This window comes from Phyllobacterium sp. LjRoot231, assembly GCF_964253365.1.
Taxonomy (GTDB): Bacteria; Pseudomonadota; Alphaproteobacteria; order Rhizobiales; family Rhizobiaceae; genus Phyllobacterium.
The window spans coordinates 396,255-412,107 of the sequence record NZ_CAXUQT020000003.1 but is presented as its reverse complement, the minus strand read 5'-3'; the positions used below and the strand labels follow the sequence as shown (position 1 = coordinate 412,107).

Below are 15,853 nucleotides of genomic sequence, written 5' to 3'. Positions count from 1 at the left end.
TTCAACCTTTGACTGCACCCAGTGAAAGTCCCCGGACAAGATGCTTCTGGACGATGAAGGCAAAGATGACGATTGGCACACAGGCCATGAAACCCGCGGCGCTGATTTCGCCCCAATAGGTGTTGTATTGCGTCACCCGCCCAGCAATGCCAATCGGCAGGGTTTGCGACTGCTCGGTCAGCGTGATGATGAGCGAAAGCAGGAACTCGTTCCACGAGATGATCAGGCAGAAGATGGCGGTTGCCGCAAGGCCCGGCCGGGCCAGCGGCAAAGCCACGTGCAGGAACGCCCCCCACCGTGTGTCGCCGTCTACAATCGCTGCTTCCTCGAGCTCGACCGGAAGATCCTGAAAATAGCTCTTCATCATCCAGGTCGCAAAGGGCAGATTGAAGGCGGTGTAGGCGACAATGAGAGCCGACTTCGTGTTGAGCATGTCAAAATAATTGAAGAACAGGTAGAGCGGAATGATGCTGACGATGGGCGGCATCATGCGTGTTGACAGGATCCAGAACGAGATCTGCTTTCGCCATTGCCACGGATAATTGAAGCGCGCCAAGGCATAGCCGGCCATGGTGCCGAAAACCAGGGAAACGGTGGTCGTTCCCACAGCAACCAGGAAGCTGTTCAGCGCATAGCGCAGGAACGGACGCTGGATGAACGCTTCGTTGTAGTGCTTCAGCGTAGGGCTTCGGGGCACCCACTCCGGCGGCACGGCGAAAATGTCGATATCGAACTTGAACGAGTTCGCCGCTATCCAATAGATGGGAAAAAGTGTTACGACCAGCGCGACGAAAATCGTCAGATAGGCCAACAGTCGGATGAGCACATCCCTGGTGCGGCTGCGTGCTTGCATTTTTGTGGCAATCGTCATGGTCAATCCGCCAGCCGCATGCGCTGCATAAACCAGGTGCTCAGAACGATCGTCACGAACAGAACAAACAGCGACATCGCCGCCGCATAGCCCGGATCGGCGAAGCGGTAGGCGACCTGATAGATATAGAGGCTCAAAACCTTGGTTCGGTCAGCCGGGCCCCCGCCCGTCAGGATGAACACCAGATCAAAGAGGCGCAGCGCATCCATGACGCGCAAGAGCAGCGCAATGCCAATGACCGGCTTGAGAAAAGGCAGCGTCAGATCCCAGAACTGCCGCCAGGACGAGGCACCGTCGAGCGCGGCGGCCTCGTAAGGCTCGACTGGCAGGCTGGCCAGCCCCGCCAGCATCAGCAGGAATATGAAGGGCGTCCATTGCCAGACATCGGCAACGATGATCGAGAACATTGCAAGACTCGCGTCGCCCGCCCATGCCTGCAACGGAAGGCCAAGACGGAACATGATTTCGTTCAGGACGCCGAATTGAGGCTCGTAGATGAGCTTCCATGTGATTGCGACCGCGATCGGCGGCAGCATCATCGGGATCATCAGGATTGTCTTCAGAAAGGTCAAGCGGCGGATATACTTGTCGAGCAGTAACGCCAAGCCGAGACCGAGAAGGAATTCGGCCGACACCGCCAAGACGGTGAACACGGCCGTGTTCCAGAGTGCGACGTGGAATTGTGGGTCGGAGAGAAGCCGCACGAAGTTGCCGGGACCGATAAAGTCCCATGGCACGTCGGGGTTCGGGCTGATCTTGTGAACCGCCGCATAGAACATGTAGACGCTGGGAAAGATCGTCAGTCCGAGCAGGATGAGCACCGTCGGCGCAAGCATGAGGATGCGCAAATGGCGCTCCGCCCACCGCTCCAGTTCGCCACCCAGCCCAACCTGCCCAGTCAACGTGGCATTTGCGGACTTCAACATGGGTCGCTCCCGTAGAGCCCTGCCCCGGCGCCCGAGTTATCAGGTTTCAGGGTTACCAAAGGCCATTGCCGACGGCGGAAGCAGGTTCGAAAAACCCGCTCCGCATAAGTCCCTCGCCTATTTGAGGCCGGTGATCTGTTCGACCGCCGCCTGCGCGCTCTTCAAAGCCTCTTCTGGTGTGATCGTGCCCGCGACGGCCTTGGAGAGCTCTATGCCGAAGGCATTCTCGATCTCCGGCCACTTCGGGTGACGCGGACGCGGCGTCGAGGCCTGGATCGCCGCCATCAACACCGGATAGTGCCGGAACTTCTCCTGCGAGGTCAGCTCGGGATCGGTGAAAACCGAGGTCCGGACAGGTGGATTACCGCGCGTGGCGGAAATCTTGATCTGTTCGGGCGTTGTCGCCCAGAGCATGAAGTCGAAGGCTTCCTGCTTGTTCTTCGAAGCCGACGTGATACCCATGGTCCAGTGTCCGATTTCGGAGCTGCCCGGCTTGGTACCCTCCGGAATAGGGCTGTAGGAGATCTTGCCGACCATCTTCGACTGGCTCGGGTCTTCAAAGGTCGCGACCCAGTTCGGCCAGTTGATCGACGAGGCAGCCGTTCCGGCAGCAAGCGCTGTGCCAACCTCGTTGGCATTGTAGCTCTCGACCCCCTTCGGCGAGATATCGCGGAGCGCCATGAACGTCTTCATGGCGGCGGCTCCTTCGGGCGTGTCAATTGTCACCTTTGTCCGGTCGGTATTGAACATATCTGCGCCATAGGACCAGAAGATCGGCATGAAATCGGCAACCACCGGGTTTCCCTGACCGCCGCGGAAAACGTAGCCGAAATAGCGACCGCCGCCGCTTTCTGTCAGCGTCTTGCCCGCCTTCAGCACGTCGTCCCAAGTCTTCGGGGCGTCGACGCCGGCTTCCTTGAACTTGGCGGCGTCGTAGAAGAACATCTGCGCATTGCCAACATACGGTAGGCACACATAGGGTCCCGTATTGTAGGGGTTGCGGCAGATCGCCAGCGACTTCGAGAGGAAATCGTTATCCGGTCCTTCCGTTCCCGCCTTCTTGAAGAAAGCCGTCAGATCGACCAGATGCCCGTTCTCGGCGAAAAACGGAATCCACGGGTCGTCCATCAGGATGATATCGAAGACGCCGGACTTGGTGGCTCCAGCATTGGCGCCTTGTTCAAAAACGTTGGCATAAGGCGCCTGAACGATCTCGACCTTGCTGCCCTTCATCTTCGAGTAATCGGCGGCGGCTGCCCGCAGGCCGTCGCCCTCGCTGCCCGACGGTACGAGGATCGTGATGTCGGCCCATGCGGCTCCGGTGATCGCAAGTGTGGACGCCGCAAAAGCCAAGGTGAGAAGAAGTTTGCGAACCATCATTTCCTCCCTTGCTGGATTGCTGATTAAGCGCTCCTCCCGGGGGACTCTGGCCTCGATGAAGGCCCGCCTCCGGACCTCTTCATCCCTTCTGGACGAGACGAGTATTAGCTAGCTTTTTCCTCTTGGACTCTTGATTACGCTCTCCATTTTCGCGCTTGTCAAGCAGAAGCTCCGGGCTCAGGACTTGGCCACCATCGATCCGTTTTAAATGAGTTTCATTACGTGGCAATGGCATTAACTCGCAATAATATCAATGGGATAGGCTCCGACGGACGCTTCTCCCGCAACAGAACTTCCGCCACCGCCTTAGCGCATACCACGGCAGCTCGACGAGCGAGGCAAGCCACTTGATCCTGCGAACTGTCGCCGACTTTATCTGTCGAACATAACACGCAACCGAATAAACATGCCTCGCTGTCTCTCGCTAAGCGTCTTACGGATTTGATGGGCGGCCTCCGCGGCGCTGACGGTCGCACCGAAATGGCAATAGCAGATGACCCTGTGCAATTGATGGTCGGTCAGTTCGAAGAACCGCTTCGCTTCGCCGTAACTGTCATTTTCCAACCCGGCTGCGCGGAGGACTGGGTCCTCGAAAGCGACCGAGATTGGCGAGCTATTGCTGCGCATGGCCGCGCGCTCCGTGGCTGGCTGATACTCGGTCTGGTGCAGCGTCGCGAGCCGCCGGTCAGCATTCTGTTCGAGGAGTTCCGCCCAGCGTCGGAGACGTTCATTGCGCGACATGGCCCGGCGCGGGTAGTCCTGATCGACCTCGGCGACGATCTGCAGTTGCTCGAGTGCATGGTGCTTCATTTTGACCTCCTATTCGAACGATAGTTGGCCCGCCCATTTCCGACTTATACCCAAGGCAAACGTGACTCCAACGGGTCGCGAAGTCCAATCACGATGAGGCCTGCAGGATTTCATTCACGAAAACGTGCAGGCTTCGCCAATGCGCGGCTGTTCCACACGGTCGGATTGCCGATCCCGCGCAACCCGTTCAATTGCCTCACGGCCGCATGAACGCCTGTACCTCCTCGGGCGTCACCTTGCCATCTTTGTTTGCGTCTATCTTGTCGAAGATTCGCTTATGGACCGTTGTCACTTCTTCGAAGGACAGCGCACCGTCGCCATCGACATCGGCGATGGCAAACATGATCTTCATCATGTGCCCGCGCATGCCCATCATCGGCATTCTACCCATCATGCCCGAGTGCATCATGTCGCGGCCCTTCATGCCGGGTTGGGCGGGTTGCGTACCTTGGTCTTGCCCGGGCATATCGCCGGACTCTGGCGAAGGCGTCGGCTGTGAGGACGTCGCATCGGGATGTGGATCAGCCGTTTGTGCGAGGGCAGCACCCGTCGCACCGACGGCAACGATGGCGGCGAGGATGGCCGCGCGTGGCAATGCTGTTAACGTCATGGGAGACTCCTTGCTCCGAGCGCTTAGAGCCCGCTCAAAGTTGCTGACAGCTGTGGCTGGCTGCAGAAACGTTCCTGCCTCCCGGCAGCACGCCACTGTCTTTCAATTCCATCATAGCGAAAAACCATGACACGTATTTGCGCCAGAACAATGTTCGAAGCCACAGTCCGCGAAGCAGCTTCCCTTGCCTTGCAGTCGAAATCTTCTGAAACCATCACGACCGCGCAAGGCAATGGCGGTCAATAGTCTTTCGGCCATACGTCATGATAGCGATCGATGACGAACGGATGAGAGTGGCGCCGGCCACGCGAGCCGCGGCACGCATCTTATCGCCGGCCATCCGTCATCGGCGCCACATAGCGCTGATGACTCCGCGCCGGTCGACGATGAGTCACAGGATTATCATCGACCAGGTAAGCGTGCGGTGGTATTTGTCATTCAATTGCACTACATTGTTGGGGACCTCTGAATTGAGAAGGAGCATGGTTATGGTAGCAAGTGCAGTGGTACAGACTCGTATTGACCCCGCATTGAAAGAACGAGCGGCGGCTGTGTTAGATAAAATGGGGCTAACCGTATCAGATGCAGTGCGCATCCTTCTGACGCGGGTTGCCAATGAAGGTGGGTTGCCGATTGGCTTGGCAACAGACCCCGCCGCACATGACGCGTGGTTCCGAGCCAAGGTGCAGGAAGCACTGAACGATTCACGCCCAGCGATTCCTCATGACGAGGTGGAAGCCCATTTCGCCAAGCGTCGTGCGGCAGCTGGTCGCAAATCGGCGAAGGTGACGCGTGAAACTTGAGTGGTCAGCTTTTGCTTTGGCGGATCGTGACGAAATATTTGACTACATCGAGCAAGACAGCCCACACATGGCCGTGATTGTGGATGATCGGATCAGCTCTCAGATCAGACGACTGACGCAGTTTCCGGAGAGCGGCCGCCGCGGCCGTATTGATGGCACGCGTGAACTGGTCATCCACCAGACACCCTATATCGCGGCCTACCGCATCAGTGGCAACACGGTGAGAATCCTGCGCTTGTTGCATAGCGCACAGCAATGGCCCGATGACATGGTCGGCGCAGGCTGATTTGATCAAAAGATCCTCGTTGGGTAATCTTCTGATTGTCCCGAAAATCGAGAATACAGGGACAACAGCGTCTGGCATGGCATTATTTAAAGGAACGGGAGCCGGCAATAGCCTTTGTGCTCTGTTTCCATCACCACCAATAGCAGAGACTCAGAAAGGCAAGTTAGCCAGAAACCTCGCTGAAACCGACTTTGGCCCGCCATGGCTGTGACACGTGACGCCCTTCTCCCGTTCTTGGCCTTGTACAAAATAGTCGGTTGCCAATAAGCGATCAGTTGAAAATGCCGCTGACAGCGGTTTTTGGCCGCCATCATCGTCCCCCATCTGAGCGTTCAGATTCAGGAAGGTAACGCGTCACGTCAGGGCACGCGATCGGTCAGTCCGGTCAGCCCTTCCTCCGCGGCGCAATGTGCACAGCAATAAATGATCTCGTCCTGTTCGACGCCATGTCCGATGATCCGGCAGTCGCAATGTGGACATGTGGGGGGCGTTGGTGCATCTGTGGACGCCCCTTAGAATGCAAGACAAATTTTGACTTTATGGAGTGTAGTTGAGCACTGTCATCTGTCCGGCCTCTTTGTTGGCAGTTTCGATGCCAGGGCCAATATGGGAGTTCGTGGACCAGATCCAAATCACGGATGCGTACTTGAGCACGATGCACCAAACTGGTTCTTCTGATCCCGTCTCATCAACCGTTACGCCATATTATCCTTTGTCTGTCCTACACCCACGACGGCTCTGACGGTGAACGACTACTGCGTCACCGTCGGAGCTTTGCAAATTTCACCCGTTGACATCAGTGCCCAGACAATCCGGGCCATCTTGTTGGCGAGGGCTACGACAACCAGCATACGTGGTTTGCACGCAATCATGCGCGCCAGCCACGATCCTTTTGGAGCGCCCTTGCGCGCCGCATGCATCACTACGGTACTCGCTCCGATAATGAGCAAGCGCCGCAAGGTTCGCTCCCCCATCTTCGACGTGGCTCCCAGCTTCTGTTTGCCGCCGGTCGATTTTTGTAATGGCGTCAGCCCAACCCAGGCGGCAAAATCACGCCCCTTGGTGAAGGTGGCAGGGTCGGGAGCAAGAGCCATCAGCGCGATCGCTGTAATTGGTCCAATGCCGGGAACGCTCATAAGCCGGCGTGCCGCTTCATCCTCTTTGGCACGACGTGCAATTTCAGCATCGAGTTGCCGGACACGTTCATCAAGCGCTCTCAATGTCTCGACCAGGATCGCGAACACGGCACGCGCGGCTTGCGGCAGCCCGCTTGTTGGATCATCGACGACCGCGACAAGCCTGGCGACGTGCGAGGGCCCCTGAGCAACGATCCATCCATATTCGGCAAGCTGGCCCCGCAGCGCATTGATGAGCTGGGTGCGTTGGCGGACCAGTAAATCCCGGGCACGAAACACGGCTGCGCTGGTTTGCTGTTCCTCACTCTTTACCGCAACGAAGCGCATCGTCGGAGGCATTGTAAACTTAACCAGTTGGCGATGTTTCTTTGTGAATTTGAGTGATGACCGAGGTTCGTGATCTACTCTATCGCCGTCACCGTTTTCCAGCTGAGGTTATCGCCGAGGCGGTGTGGCTGTACTTCCGCTTCCCGCTCAGTCTTCGCATGGTCGAAGACATGCTTGCCTACAAGGGCATAATCGTCACACACCAGACGATCCGCACATGGGCGGAAAAGTTCGGGCGGGGCTACGCCAATAAGATCCGCAGACGTACGCCACGCCTTGGCGACAAGTGGCACCTTGATGAAGCTGTCGTTTCGATCAGGGGCAGGAAACACTGGCTCTGGCGCGCCGTCGATCAGGATGGTTTTGTATTGGACGTCTTGGTACAAAGCCACAGGAATACCAAGGCCGCCAAACGCTTGATCCGCAAGCTGCTTAAGAAACAAGGTTGTGTGCCGCGTGTCATGGTGACGGACAAACTCAGATCCTATGCGGCTGGCAACAGGCAGATTGGTCTGACCGTTTGCGATCACCGCCAGCATAAGGGGCTCAACAACCGGGCGGAGAATTCGCACCAGCCAATTCGACGACGAGAAAAGATCATGAAGCGATTCAAATCAACTCGGCAGCTTCAACGCTTCGTTTCCATTCATGATCCCATCGCCAATCTCCACCACTTTCCACGCAACAAGTTAACTTCATCCGACCATCGCGCTTGTCGCAACGCTGCCATGGATGCGTGGCGCGAAATCGCATGCCTACAAGCGGCATGAGATCAGCTACAAAGTCACAAAAGCGCCCAAACGCGAAATATATCAGGTTAAGTTTACGGTGCCAGTCATCCTTATAAATGTTCAAACAAACGGAAAAAAGTTGCGCATGTGGGGGACGCGGGTGCGTTTAGCGTTGAGAATGATAGCATATTCAAACGGGAATTGGATCGCCATGGAGGTGGCGCACCTATTGTCCATTTGAGCATGCACGGCAGCGACGAGGGTATTCAACTTACCGATTACACCATGATCACGTGGTCAGAATTGTGCGAGGTTCTTTCCCCGATAAATGACGTACTTCCCGAGGGCTTGATGGTCACGTTCTCGACATGCGGTGGAGCGGCATCAATCAGGATGTCAATGGTGATCAAGCCGGAAGAGAAGCCATTCTTTGCTACCGTAGGGAGTTTTAGCAACGTTCCTTGGCACGATGCGTTAGTGGCATTCGTCGCGTTCTATCACAACTGGTTCAAGAACAAGCCGCTCTTTGAATGCGTGGAAGTGATGAAGGCTGCGTCTGGGCATAATAGCTTTGTCATTTACAGCGGCGAGGAACAAAAACAGGCATTTATCCACCATATAAATACTCAGCGCATCATCGCGGCTCTATCGCGGCCCACGGCCCCGACAGGAGGATTGACTGGTTTGTTATCCAATCCCGCGCCGGCAACGGGTCCAACCCGATAGGTCAAGTCGAGAACAGGGATCAACCTACTGACGCTCTGCCTCAGCGTGGGGCGTCATTTCAATGTGCCCCAGTTGCCCGACCCGTTGGCATTTGGGAATGGTCGCGGGCCGGGCGTGTCGCCTTGGTGGGGCCAAAAGCAACGTTAAGACGGTAGCATGAGTGTGACGACGATCTTGCTCGCAATAAGTTGCTTGGGGGCGTCATGATTCCTAGGAAGAGCGCAATGCGACAATTTGCATAGCTATTATGCAGAGTTGCTAATTGCCTCTAATTTGAGCCGTGCTAACTTACGGATGTCGGGCTCTACTCCTCCCAGATATCCCGATGCCCGAACGGACTCACCTCCTCCCGCGGTACGTTCACAATCAAAGGGCCCAGCGCACCTCCTCCCGCGCCGGGTCTTTTTTTATGCGGCCTACTGTTCATCGTCCGAACGCGGCAGGAGCTCAACAACTCGCTTCCCGCACCCCTGTTATCCTGTAACCTAGATGGGTTGGAATCGGACCCACCGGCCGCGGTGTTGCTATTCTTCCGTTTTGGAAGAATTGAACTTCGTCCTATAGACCTCACAGTTCAAGCTTGGGATAAGGAGCCCTCCCTCTACTTCGCGGATGACGATGAATTCAAGGTCATCTCCGGCAAGGGTTACCCCGATGACTTCAACCTCTTTGTCGGTGTCATTAAAGGTCGCCCCTTCGACAGTTAGCTTGGCGAGCGTTGCCAGAAACTGCCGTCCACGTTCCTGCTTCGCTTGGTCTGAAGACTCTATTAGGAACTTGTGTTCGAAGGTGTGCCCCCCAGCCACTATAGTCAAAGTGACCTGCTGGGTTTTTAGATCCGGCCAGTCAACTTCACTGTCGATTATTTTCGCGTCGAACGTTCCGAATGGCGCGAATGGGCTCACGTCCGAATCCTCGGCCGGTAGAGGCTTGTCGTCATTGGCTGCGGCGGGCTTGGCTTTGGCTGGCTTCGAGGCACGCTCCTTTGGCTTATATGCGGATGACTGAGCCCGTTTGCACAGGCGAACGGCTTCTGTTGGGAAGGATTGACGCCCACGGCCGGCTCTGCAACTTTGGCGAGCGGGGGCACCATGCATAAGAAGTATCATCTACAAGAGCAGGAAATTCCTGAAGGTTATCAAATCTATCAGGACCGCTGCCAAGTCATGGGCACTGCCATGCGGCGTGAAGACAGCGCCGCCTTTTGCGAGGGCACCGGGAAACAATGGCTCGAGTTCGACCTTGACCCAGATAATCCGCATGATCGCAATGCTATTAAAGTATGGGGCTGTTGGAACAGCTGGATCGGGAAAAGACGTAAGTTGCTGGGTTTCGTCGACAAGGAAGAGGCTGCAAAGATGGCGCGCTTGGGCGTTTCCTCAATGATCCAACCAAGGCTACTTAAGACATATGTAGGCCGCGACGGCTTTGTGGAGATTCAATTTCAGATAATCGGCCCTTCAGAACATGCTCCGGCATATAAGGCGGGTTGAGATTGACGCCATTCCACGGCTCTGCGAGTTTGCTGTTGGGGGGAAATCATGGCCATCGATTGGGTATCAACGCTTCAGGAGCAAGCGGAGTTCGCGAAGCAGATTGCGGACGACGTTGCGCAGACGCTTGAGATTCCTGATTTAAGCCAGGCTCAGGCATCCCGGCTATATCGTGTCGTCGCGCAAGGCGCCCAGACCTTTGATCGCATTATCGAAGAAATGGAACAGCACGACGTCGACGACGTCGACCTTACCGATGCTGCCGAAACGATCGCTGATACGTGGACCAACCTATCGGTCACTGCTGCGAACAAGCTTAGGACGTTGCAGGGCTTGGAGCCGATTAAGATGGCCGACGACCCCAACAATGAGGATTAAAACCAAACGTCCGCGCCAGGACATGCGCTTGTGACGGGTGCGGTAGTTCTGGAAATTGCCGGGCTTAATCTTCCGCCAAAGAATTGCGAAGGCTGCGGCATCCATCACCAGTTCTCTACGCCGTCCGGACCGTACGGTGTTTGTGCCGGCGTCGATACCAAACCATACTCGCGGTCGAAGTAAGCTTTCACGGCCGGCCAGTATCGCCGGTTCTTGAAAAACTCGTCCTCATGCGGAAACTCTTTTCTCTCGAGCACCTCAAGCTGTTCTTTGAAGCCCTGGGTGGTTACGCCGAGCGCTCTTGCAACCTCTGCGTCTGTCATGAAGAGGTGGTTTGCCATATGGTATCTCCCTGAGTGAATTTCTGTGAGGATCGGACAAATGTCTGACGACGAAGATAGCGCCTCCAGCGTCGCGCATCACGCGCTTGCGCAGACCAATCTAGGCCGCACACAATCCTACGTCGAGCGCGGCCGATCGCTAGCGGCGCTGACGGAACCTGAGATGAAGGAGGAGTTTGTGCAGGCCTACTGTGCATTCGCTCATGAAGGGAATGCCAAGACCCGTCAACGTTCCGATGATATTTCCGCCGAGTACATGCTTCGCGGCTTGGAAGAACCATACGAGCTGATTGCCGCTGAGGTGGACATCATCACAGACCGGGCGGTCAAGGCGTTCAACAACCTGTCGGACGCACGCAAAGAGCAGATCGAACGCGAACTTCAGGAATCGTACGACGAGGCAAAAACCCGAGGAAACTAATTCCCCGGCGCCTTGTCGGTCGCGCCGGGGAAGCCGAAGCGCAACGAATCCTCCCAGGCCATAAGATCCGCTTCCTTGAAATACAGGCGGTTCTTGATTGTAATCGGCTTGGGAAAGCGCATGACCTCATCTTCAAGCCACCGGTAGATTGAACGCGTGCTCACGTCATAGCGCCTGCGCATGGCAGCGACAGGCAGGTATTTTTCCTGATCAACCATTGCATCGTTCCGATCAGGACTTGTCGCGATCGAGTTTTCGGAAGAGGCTCTCGATGATGCCGGCGAAAGCCTTGCGTTTCTCCTGGACCCAATTCTCTTCGCGCCATGTCAAACCCCATCGGATAGATCCAAACTGTCGGCGATCGGGAGTGTTCTTCTGGAAAATTCTGTGAACTTTCTGAAGATATAGTCGGAGATCCGATGTCGCGAGGCATTTAATTCGGGTCTTCCTCAATCTGTGTGGTGTTTGTGAACCAGCTGGCTCAGCTGGGATCTGGCAGCACATTAACAACCTTGGGCCGTTCCAAATCCGCTACGATTGCCCTTAGCTAAGCTAGAGCCCTTGGGCCAGTCCAGTCATCTATGCCCCCCAACCCGAGTAGTCTTCCTGGTGCCGAGCGTGGTGATACGGCGCTTCAGCTATGCGGAATCGTGTGGTCGTTGACTGGAATGTTAGGACGCTTCATCAAGCGTTCTTCCGCTGCGGTGAGCAAAAAGCTCAACGAATTCAGCAACCCCGACATGTCCGGCTTGCATAGGGAGAAATGATTTCGGGCAGTTGACCAGGCCAAGCACCACAAAGATTGAGGAAGACCCTAATTAAATGCCAAAGTTTGCACAAACTGCCGCATTCTTACGTTTAAGTGCCATGCGACAGCGCTCTCGAAGAAATCGATGGCCTGCATCTCGATGCACAAGAACTGGAGACCGATTATCAGAACATGCGGAAATTCATCGCTACAATCCGGGAGTTCCGGTTCTACATCGCCAGCAACAAGGCCAGCCTGATCAATTATGGTGAGCGCTACCGGTCCGGTGAACGCATTTCCTCGGCATTTGTAGAGGCGACCGTGAATGCCGTCATCAGCAAACGTTTCGCCAAGAAGCAGCAAATGCAATGGAGCAAACGCGGTGCGCACCTGCTCTTGCAAACGCGCAGCAGAACCCTTGACGGAACCCTCCGTTCAACATTCGAGGAATGGTATCCAGGGCTGGCGAATGACAATTTTAAAAACCATCACCGCAACATCGCAGCGTGACTGCCCCACAGAACTTTATGCTCTCCAAATAGTCATCAAAAGCACCAGCTTGATCGATCATAAAAATTGCAGTCTGATATCAACTCCACTCATGAAACGTCTTGCCCTTGCAGCCATGATTGGCTAGATAGAGGCCTCCTCTCCGGAAATACCGCCACAGCAATCCTCAGCCATTTTCAGTGGCACTGCATTCAGGCATCGTCATTTCCCTTCCCCATTTCAAACCTATTCAATTAAGAGTTCCGCACACATGCAGGAAATGAAATTACAAGAACTCAAGAACAAGACAGCGGTCGACCTCCTTGCCTTTGCAGAGTCGCTTGAAGTCGAAAACGCGAGCATCATGCGCAAACAGGAATTGATGTTTGCCATTTTGAAGAAGCTGGCTTCCCAGGAAGTCGAAATCATCGGCGAAGGTGTGGTTGAGATTTTGCAGGACGGCTTCGGCTTCATGCGCTCCGCCAATGCCAATTATCTCCCGGGTCCCGATGATATCTACATTTCACCATCGCAAATCCGGCGTTTCTCGCTGAAGACCGGCGATACGGTGGAGGGCCCGATCCGGGGACCCAAAGAAGGTGAGCGCTATTTCGCCCTTCTGAAAGTCAACACGATCAATTTCGAAGATCCGGAAAAAATCCGCCACAAGATCCATTTCGACAATCTGACGCCGCTCTATCCCAATGAGCGCTTCAAGATGGAACTGGAAAATCCGACCACAAAGGATCTTTCCGCTCGCGTGATCGATCTGGTGGCGCCGCTCGGTAAGGGTCAGCGCGGTCTGATTGTTGCTCCGCCGCGGACAGGTAAGACCGTTCTCCTGCAGAATATCGCACACTCGATCACGGCCAATCATCCCGAATGCTATCTCATCGTGCTTCTGATCGATGAGCGTCCGGAAGAAGTGACCGACATGCAGCGCTCGGTAAAGGGCGAAGTTGTATCATCGACCTTTGACGAACCGGCCTCCCGCCACGTTCAGGTGGCGGAGATGGTCATCGAAAAGGCCAAGCGCCTTGTCGAGCATGGCCGCGACGTGATCATTCTGCTTGATTCCATCACCCGTCTTGGCCGCGCTTATAACACCGTCGTGCCGTCATCCGGCAAGGTTCTGACCGGTGGTGTCGACGCCAATGCCTTGCAGCGCCCGAAGCGCTTCTTTGGTGCGGCGCGTAACATCGAGGAAGGCGGTTCGCTGACAATTATCGCAACGGCGCTGATCGATACCGGCAGCCGCATGGATGAAGTCATTTTCGAAGAGTTCAAGGGTACCGGCAACTCGGAAATCGTGCTCGACCGCAAGGTTGCCGATAAGCGTATCTTCCCGGCGATGGATATCCTCAAGTCCGGCACGCGCAAGGAAGATTTGCTTGTGCCGCGTCAGGATCTGCAGAAGATTTTCGTTCTGCGCCGCATCCTCGCTCCTATGGGCACAACCGACGCGATCGAATTCCTCATCGAAAAGCTCAAGCAGACCAAGACAAATGGCGAGTTCTTCGACTCGATGAACACATAAGCGCTTACGGTCGTGCAAAGGTTTGCAACGGACCACCTGGACACCACTTGTCCCAAAACAATGCCTAACCCGCAGTAAATCTCCACAAGTGCCCCAAAATCCCTATTTATAGGGATTAGGAAAGTGGGACAGCGATAGGCCGGGAAGTGAAGCAGGAGAGAGGACACCCAATAAATGGGAGTTCTCGGAATGAACTACATGCAGATGAGGACATTGAAGCTAGGCGATATCGTATATCAGAAAGCTGGCAAGGCGCATGGCTCGGATCAGGACATGGGGCCGCTCTGCGTCGTGTTGGCGATTACCGCTAGAGGTGGCGTCCTGCTGGCCGACACCCTGACCAACGCGCGGTACTGGAGCCCGTACCAGAGACTTTACCTCTACCCAGCAACGGAGGCCCATAAGGTGCTCTTGTGGCGGCGGGTGGGGTTCACCCTGCCGCTAGGCGGCTGAGAAGAGCGCAAGGCAGCGCGGTATTCCTCGATGGATGATCAGCAAGTCTGTGCGATCGCTGAAGCCGAGTATGGCGTGAACGGCGAGCGGATGAAGGGTCTGCTCAGGCGTTAATGGCCCTTTCAATGTTCAGGGGCCGTTATAAATAGCAAAGGTTTGTTGATTAAGAAGAAACGCACTCAATTCTACGATCTGAACCGCCGCTTGCAGCACGCCTTGAAACAGAGGCAAAGCATCAAATTCCAATTGCTCCACGCGGCATTCCATTATCTCTCGGACAGAAGTTTGGCGCCGGGGACAGTGTTGAAATCCATCGTATCCGGATCAAATTGAAACACTATGAGCTCCGCAGCAGGATCATCTGGAAAGATGCACGGCATGGCACAGGCTGTCGGCGAACTCACAGAACAGGGGTCGCCGGCGTTCGAGACCGCCATTCCGATCCTGTCGCAACTCCTCAAGGCCGAGACGGCAGAGCGGGAGGTCAGGTCGGTCGCCTATCAGCTCAAGACGGCACGCTTTCCTGCCTATCGCGATCTGGGCGGCTTTGACTTCATCAGCAGCGAGATCAACGAGGCCCACGTGCGCCAACTTCATCGCTGCGAGTTCATCGATGAGGCGCACAACATCGTGCTCGTCGGCGGCCCTGGCACAGGCAAAACCCACATTGCTACCGCCTTGGGCGTTCAAGCTATTGAGCATCATCACAAGCGTGTCCGCTTCTTCTCGACCGTCGAGTTGGTCAATGCGCTTGAACAGGAGAAGACACAGGGCCGGTCAGGCCAGATTGCTAATCGACTTGTGCACTCCGATCTCGTGGTCCTCGATGAGCTCGGCTACCTGCCGTTCAGTGCATCAGGCGGTGCATTGCTCTTCCATTTGCTGAGCAAGCTCTATGAGAGAACAAGCGTCATCATCACGACCAATCTCAGCTTCAGTGAATGGGCCAGCGTCTTTGGCGATGCCAAGATGACTACCGCGCTGCTCGACAGGCTAACCCATCACTGCCATATCCTCGAAACTGGAAACGACAGCTTCCGATTCAAGAACAGTTCAGTACACGAAACGAAAAACACGAAGGAGAAAAACAGGAACTTGACCAACACCCCAGACCCGAAACATACATAAAGGCGGGTCCTCTCGGCGGAAATGCTGGGTCAGTTCTCACTGGAAATCAACAATCGTTAATATCAGCCACGCAATTACCACATAAGGAAGAGCCTCAACCACCAATCCCACAGTGAAATCGACATAGCGCCCTTGAGCAAGCGCAGTCTGGTAACCGCGTGACTTGTAGTTCCTCAGTAGGGAGATGCCCAGCCCCAGAATAAGTGCAAAAAAAGTTCCATGGAACACCCCCGTCGGTAGAGAATTCTACCCGGAAACT

General features: G+C 55.5%; 19 protein-coding genes and 2 pseudogenes. 11 read left to right on the top strand and 10 right to left on the bottom strand.

The genetic code is table 11. From position 1 onward, the window contains the following. Position 1 precedes the first annotated feature (1 nt). The 5 genes from ACSQ3H_RS28145 to ACSQ3H_RS28125 all read right to left on the bottom strand — a co-directional run bounded on the left by ACSQ3H_RS28145 (position 2) and on the right by ACSQ3H_RS28125 (position 4,597). Complete coding sequence (locus tag ACSQ3H_RS28145) at positions 2 to 871, bottom strand: carbohydrate ABC transporter permease (RefSeq protein ID WP_436120338.1); 870 nt, start codon at positions 869 to 871, stop codon at positions 2 to 4. Between the two features lie 2 nt (positions 872 to 873). After that, positions 874 to 1,797: a carbohydrate ABC transporter permease gene (locus ACSQ3H_RS28140; protein WP_436120337.1), complete on the bottom strand. Its 924-nt coding sequence runs from the start codon at positions 1,795 to 1,797 to the stop codon at positions 874 to 876. 117 nt (positions 1,798 to 1,914) lie between these two features. Further along, a complete protein-coding gene (locus ACSQ3H_RS28135) occupies positions 1,915 to 3,174 on the bottom strand; it encodes an ABC transporter substrate-binding protein (RefSeq protein ID WP_436120423.1) in 1,260 nt (419 codons plus the stop codon). Between the two features lie 375 nt (positions 3,175 to 3,549). After that, positions 3,550 to 3,987 carry a hypothetical protein gene (locus tag ACSQ3H_RS28130; RefSeq protein ID WP_436120336.1) on the bottom strand — a complete coding sequence of 146 codons (438 nt, stop codon included), beginning with the start codon at positions 3,985 to 3,987 and terminating at the stop codon, positions 3,550 to 3,552. 196 nt (positions 3,988 to 4,183) lie between these two features. After that, the gene (locus tag ACSQ3H_RS28125; protein WP_436120335.1) at positions 4,184 to 4,597 is read right to left on the bottom strand and encodes an EF-hand domain-containing protein; all 414 of its coding nucleotides are present in this window, start codon (positions 4,595 to 4,597) and stop codon (positions 4,184 to 4,186) included. Positions 4,598 to 5,085: 488 nt separating this feature from the next. Between ACSQ3H_RS28125 and relB the strand changes: the two genes are divergently transcribed. Continuing rightward, a complete protein-coding gene (gene relB, locus ACSQ3H_RS28120) occupies positions 5,086 to 5,400 on the top strand; it encodes a type II toxin-antitoxin system RelB family antitoxin (protein ID WP_436120334.1) in 315 nt (104 codons plus the stop codon). After that, positions 5,390 to 5,686, top strand: coding sequence for a type II toxin-antitoxin system RelE/ParE family toxin (locus tag ACSQ3H_RS28115; RefSeq protein WP_436120333.1), 297 nt, complete (start codon positions 5,390 to 5,392; stop codon positions 5,684 to 5,686). The genes relB and ACSQ3H_RS28115 overlap by 11 nt, the downstream gene beginning before the upstream one ends. Positions 5,687 to 6,438: 752 nt before the next feature. On the opposite strand, the pseudogene ACSQ3H_RS28110 reads toward ACSQ3H_RS28115, so the two are convergent. After that, positions 6,439 to 7,155: pseudogene (locus ACSQ3H_RS28110) on the bottom strand (IS110 family transposase); the annotation flags it as partial. Between the two features lie 50 nt (positions 7,156 to 7,205). Here ACSQ3H_RS28110 and ACSQ3H_RS28105 point away from each other — a divergent pair. Continuing rightward, positions 7,206 to 7,919, top strand: coding sequence for an IS6 family transposase (locus ACSQ3H_RS28105; protein WP_436120332.1), 714 nt, complete (start codon positions 7,206 to 7,208; stop codon positions 7,917 to 7,919). A 360-nt stretch (positions 7,920 to 8,279) separates the two neighbouring features. Further along, positions 8,280 to 8,606: a hypothetical protein gene (locus tag ACSQ3H_RS28100; RefSeq protein WP_436120331.1), complete on the top strand. Its 327-nt coding sequence runs from the start codon at positions 8,280 to 8,282 to the stop codon at positions 8,604 to 8,606. A gap of 524 nt (positions 8,607 to 9,130) precedes the next feature. On the opposite strand, the gene ACSQ3H_RS28095 is transcribed toward ACSQ3H_RS28100, so the two are convergent. Then, positions 9,131 to 9,511, bottom strand: coding sequence for a hypothetical protein (locus tag ACSQ3H_RS28095; protein WP_436120330.1), 381 nt, complete (start codon positions 9,509 to 9,511; stop codon positions 9,131 to 9,133). A 186-nt stretch (positions 9,512 to 9,697) separates the two neighbouring features. Between ACSQ3H_RS28095 and ACSQ3H_RS28090 the strand changes: the two genes are divergently transcribed. Continuing rightward, a complete protein-coding gene (locus ACSQ3H_RS28090; protein WP_436120329.1) occupies positions 9,698 to 10,099 on the top strand; it encodes an HIRAN domain-containing protein in 402 nt (133 codons plus the stop codon). 48 nt (positions 10,100 to 10,147) lie between these two features. Further along, positions 10,148 to 10,477 carry a hypothetical protein gene (locus tag ACSQ3H_RS28085; RefSeq protein ID WP_436120328.1) on the top strand — a complete coding sequence of 110 codons (330 nt, stop codon included), beginning with the start codon at positions 10,148 to 10,150 and terminating at the stop codon, positions 10,475 to 10,477. 104 nt (positions 10,478 to 10,581) lie between these two features. Here ACSQ3H_RS28085 and ACSQ3H_RS28080 read toward each other — a convergent pair whose 3' ends face one another. Beyond that, positions 10,582 to 10,818 (bottom strand): winged helix-turn-helix domain-containing protein, encoded by a 237-nt coding sequence (locus tag ACSQ3H_RS28080; protein WP_436120327.1) that lies wholly within the window; start codon positions 10,816 to 10,818, stop codon positions 10,582 to 10,584. A 40-nt stretch (positions 10,819 to 10,858) separates the two neighbouring features. On the opposite strand from ACSQ3H_RS28080, the gene ACSQ3H_RS28075 reads away from it, so the two are divergent. Beyond that, entirely contained in the window at positions 10,859 to 11,239 is a 381-nt protein-coding gene (locus ACSQ3H_RS28075; protein ID WP_436120326.1) for a hypothetical protein, read from the top strand. On the opposite strand, the gene ACSQ3H_RS28070 is transcribed toward ACSQ3H_RS28075, so the two are convergent. Beyond that, positions 11,236 to 11,457, bottom strand: coding sequence for a helix-turn-helix transcriptional regulator (locus tag ACSQ3H_RS28070; protein ID WP_436120325.1), 222 nt, complete (start codon positions 11,455 to 11,457; stop codon positions 11,236 to 11,238). The two genes, ACSQ3H_RS28075 and ACSQ3H_RS28070, sit on opposite strands and share 4 nt — an antisense overlap. Before the next feature lie 659 nt (positions 11,458 to 12,116). Between ACSQ3H_RS28070 and ACSQ3H_RS28065 the strand changes: the two are divergent. The 3 genes and pseudogenes from ACSQ3H_RS28065 to ACSQ3H_RS28055 form a co-directional block, all read left to right on the top strand. Then, positions 12,117 to 12,497: pseudogene (locus ACSQ3H_RS28065) on the top strand (ISKra4 family transposase); the annotation flags it as partial. A gap of 250 nt (positions 12,498 to 12,747) precedes the next feature. Beyond that, positions 12,748 to 14,013 carry a transcription termination factor Rho gene (gene rho, locus ACSQ3H_RS28060; RefSeq protein ID WP_436120324.1) on the top strand — a complete coding sequence of 422 codons (1,266 nt, stop codon included), beginning with the start codon at positions 12,748 to 12,750 and terminating at the stop codon, positions 14,011 to 14,013. Positions 14,014 to 14,202: 189 nt separating this feature from the next. Next, on the top strand, positions 14,203 to 14,466 hold the full coding sequence (locus ACSQ3H_RS28055) for a hypothetical protein (RefSeq protein ID WP_436120323.1): 264 nt from the start codon (positions 14,203 to 14,205) through the stop codon (positions 14,464 to 14,466). Positions 14,467 to 14,595: 129 nt separating this feature from the next. Here ACSQ3H_RS28055 and ACSQ3H_RS28050 read toward each other — a convergent pair whose 3' ends face one another. Next, on the bottom strand, positions 14,596 to 14,721 hold the full coding sequence (locus tag ACSQ3H_RS28050) for a hypothetical protein (RefSeq protein WP_436120322.1): 126 nt from the start codon (positions 14,719 to 14,721) through the stop codon (positions 14,596 to 14,598). A gap of 84 nt (positions 14,722 to 14,805) precedes the next feature. Between ACSQ3H_RS28050 and istB the strand changes: the two genes are divergently transcribed. Next, entirely contained in the window at positions 14,806 to 15,594 is a 789-nt protein-coding gene (istB, locus tag ACSQ3H_RS28045; RefSeq protein ID WP_436120321.1) for an IS21-like element helper ATPase IstB, read from the top strand. Positions 15,595 to 15,853 lie beyond the last annotated feature (259 nt).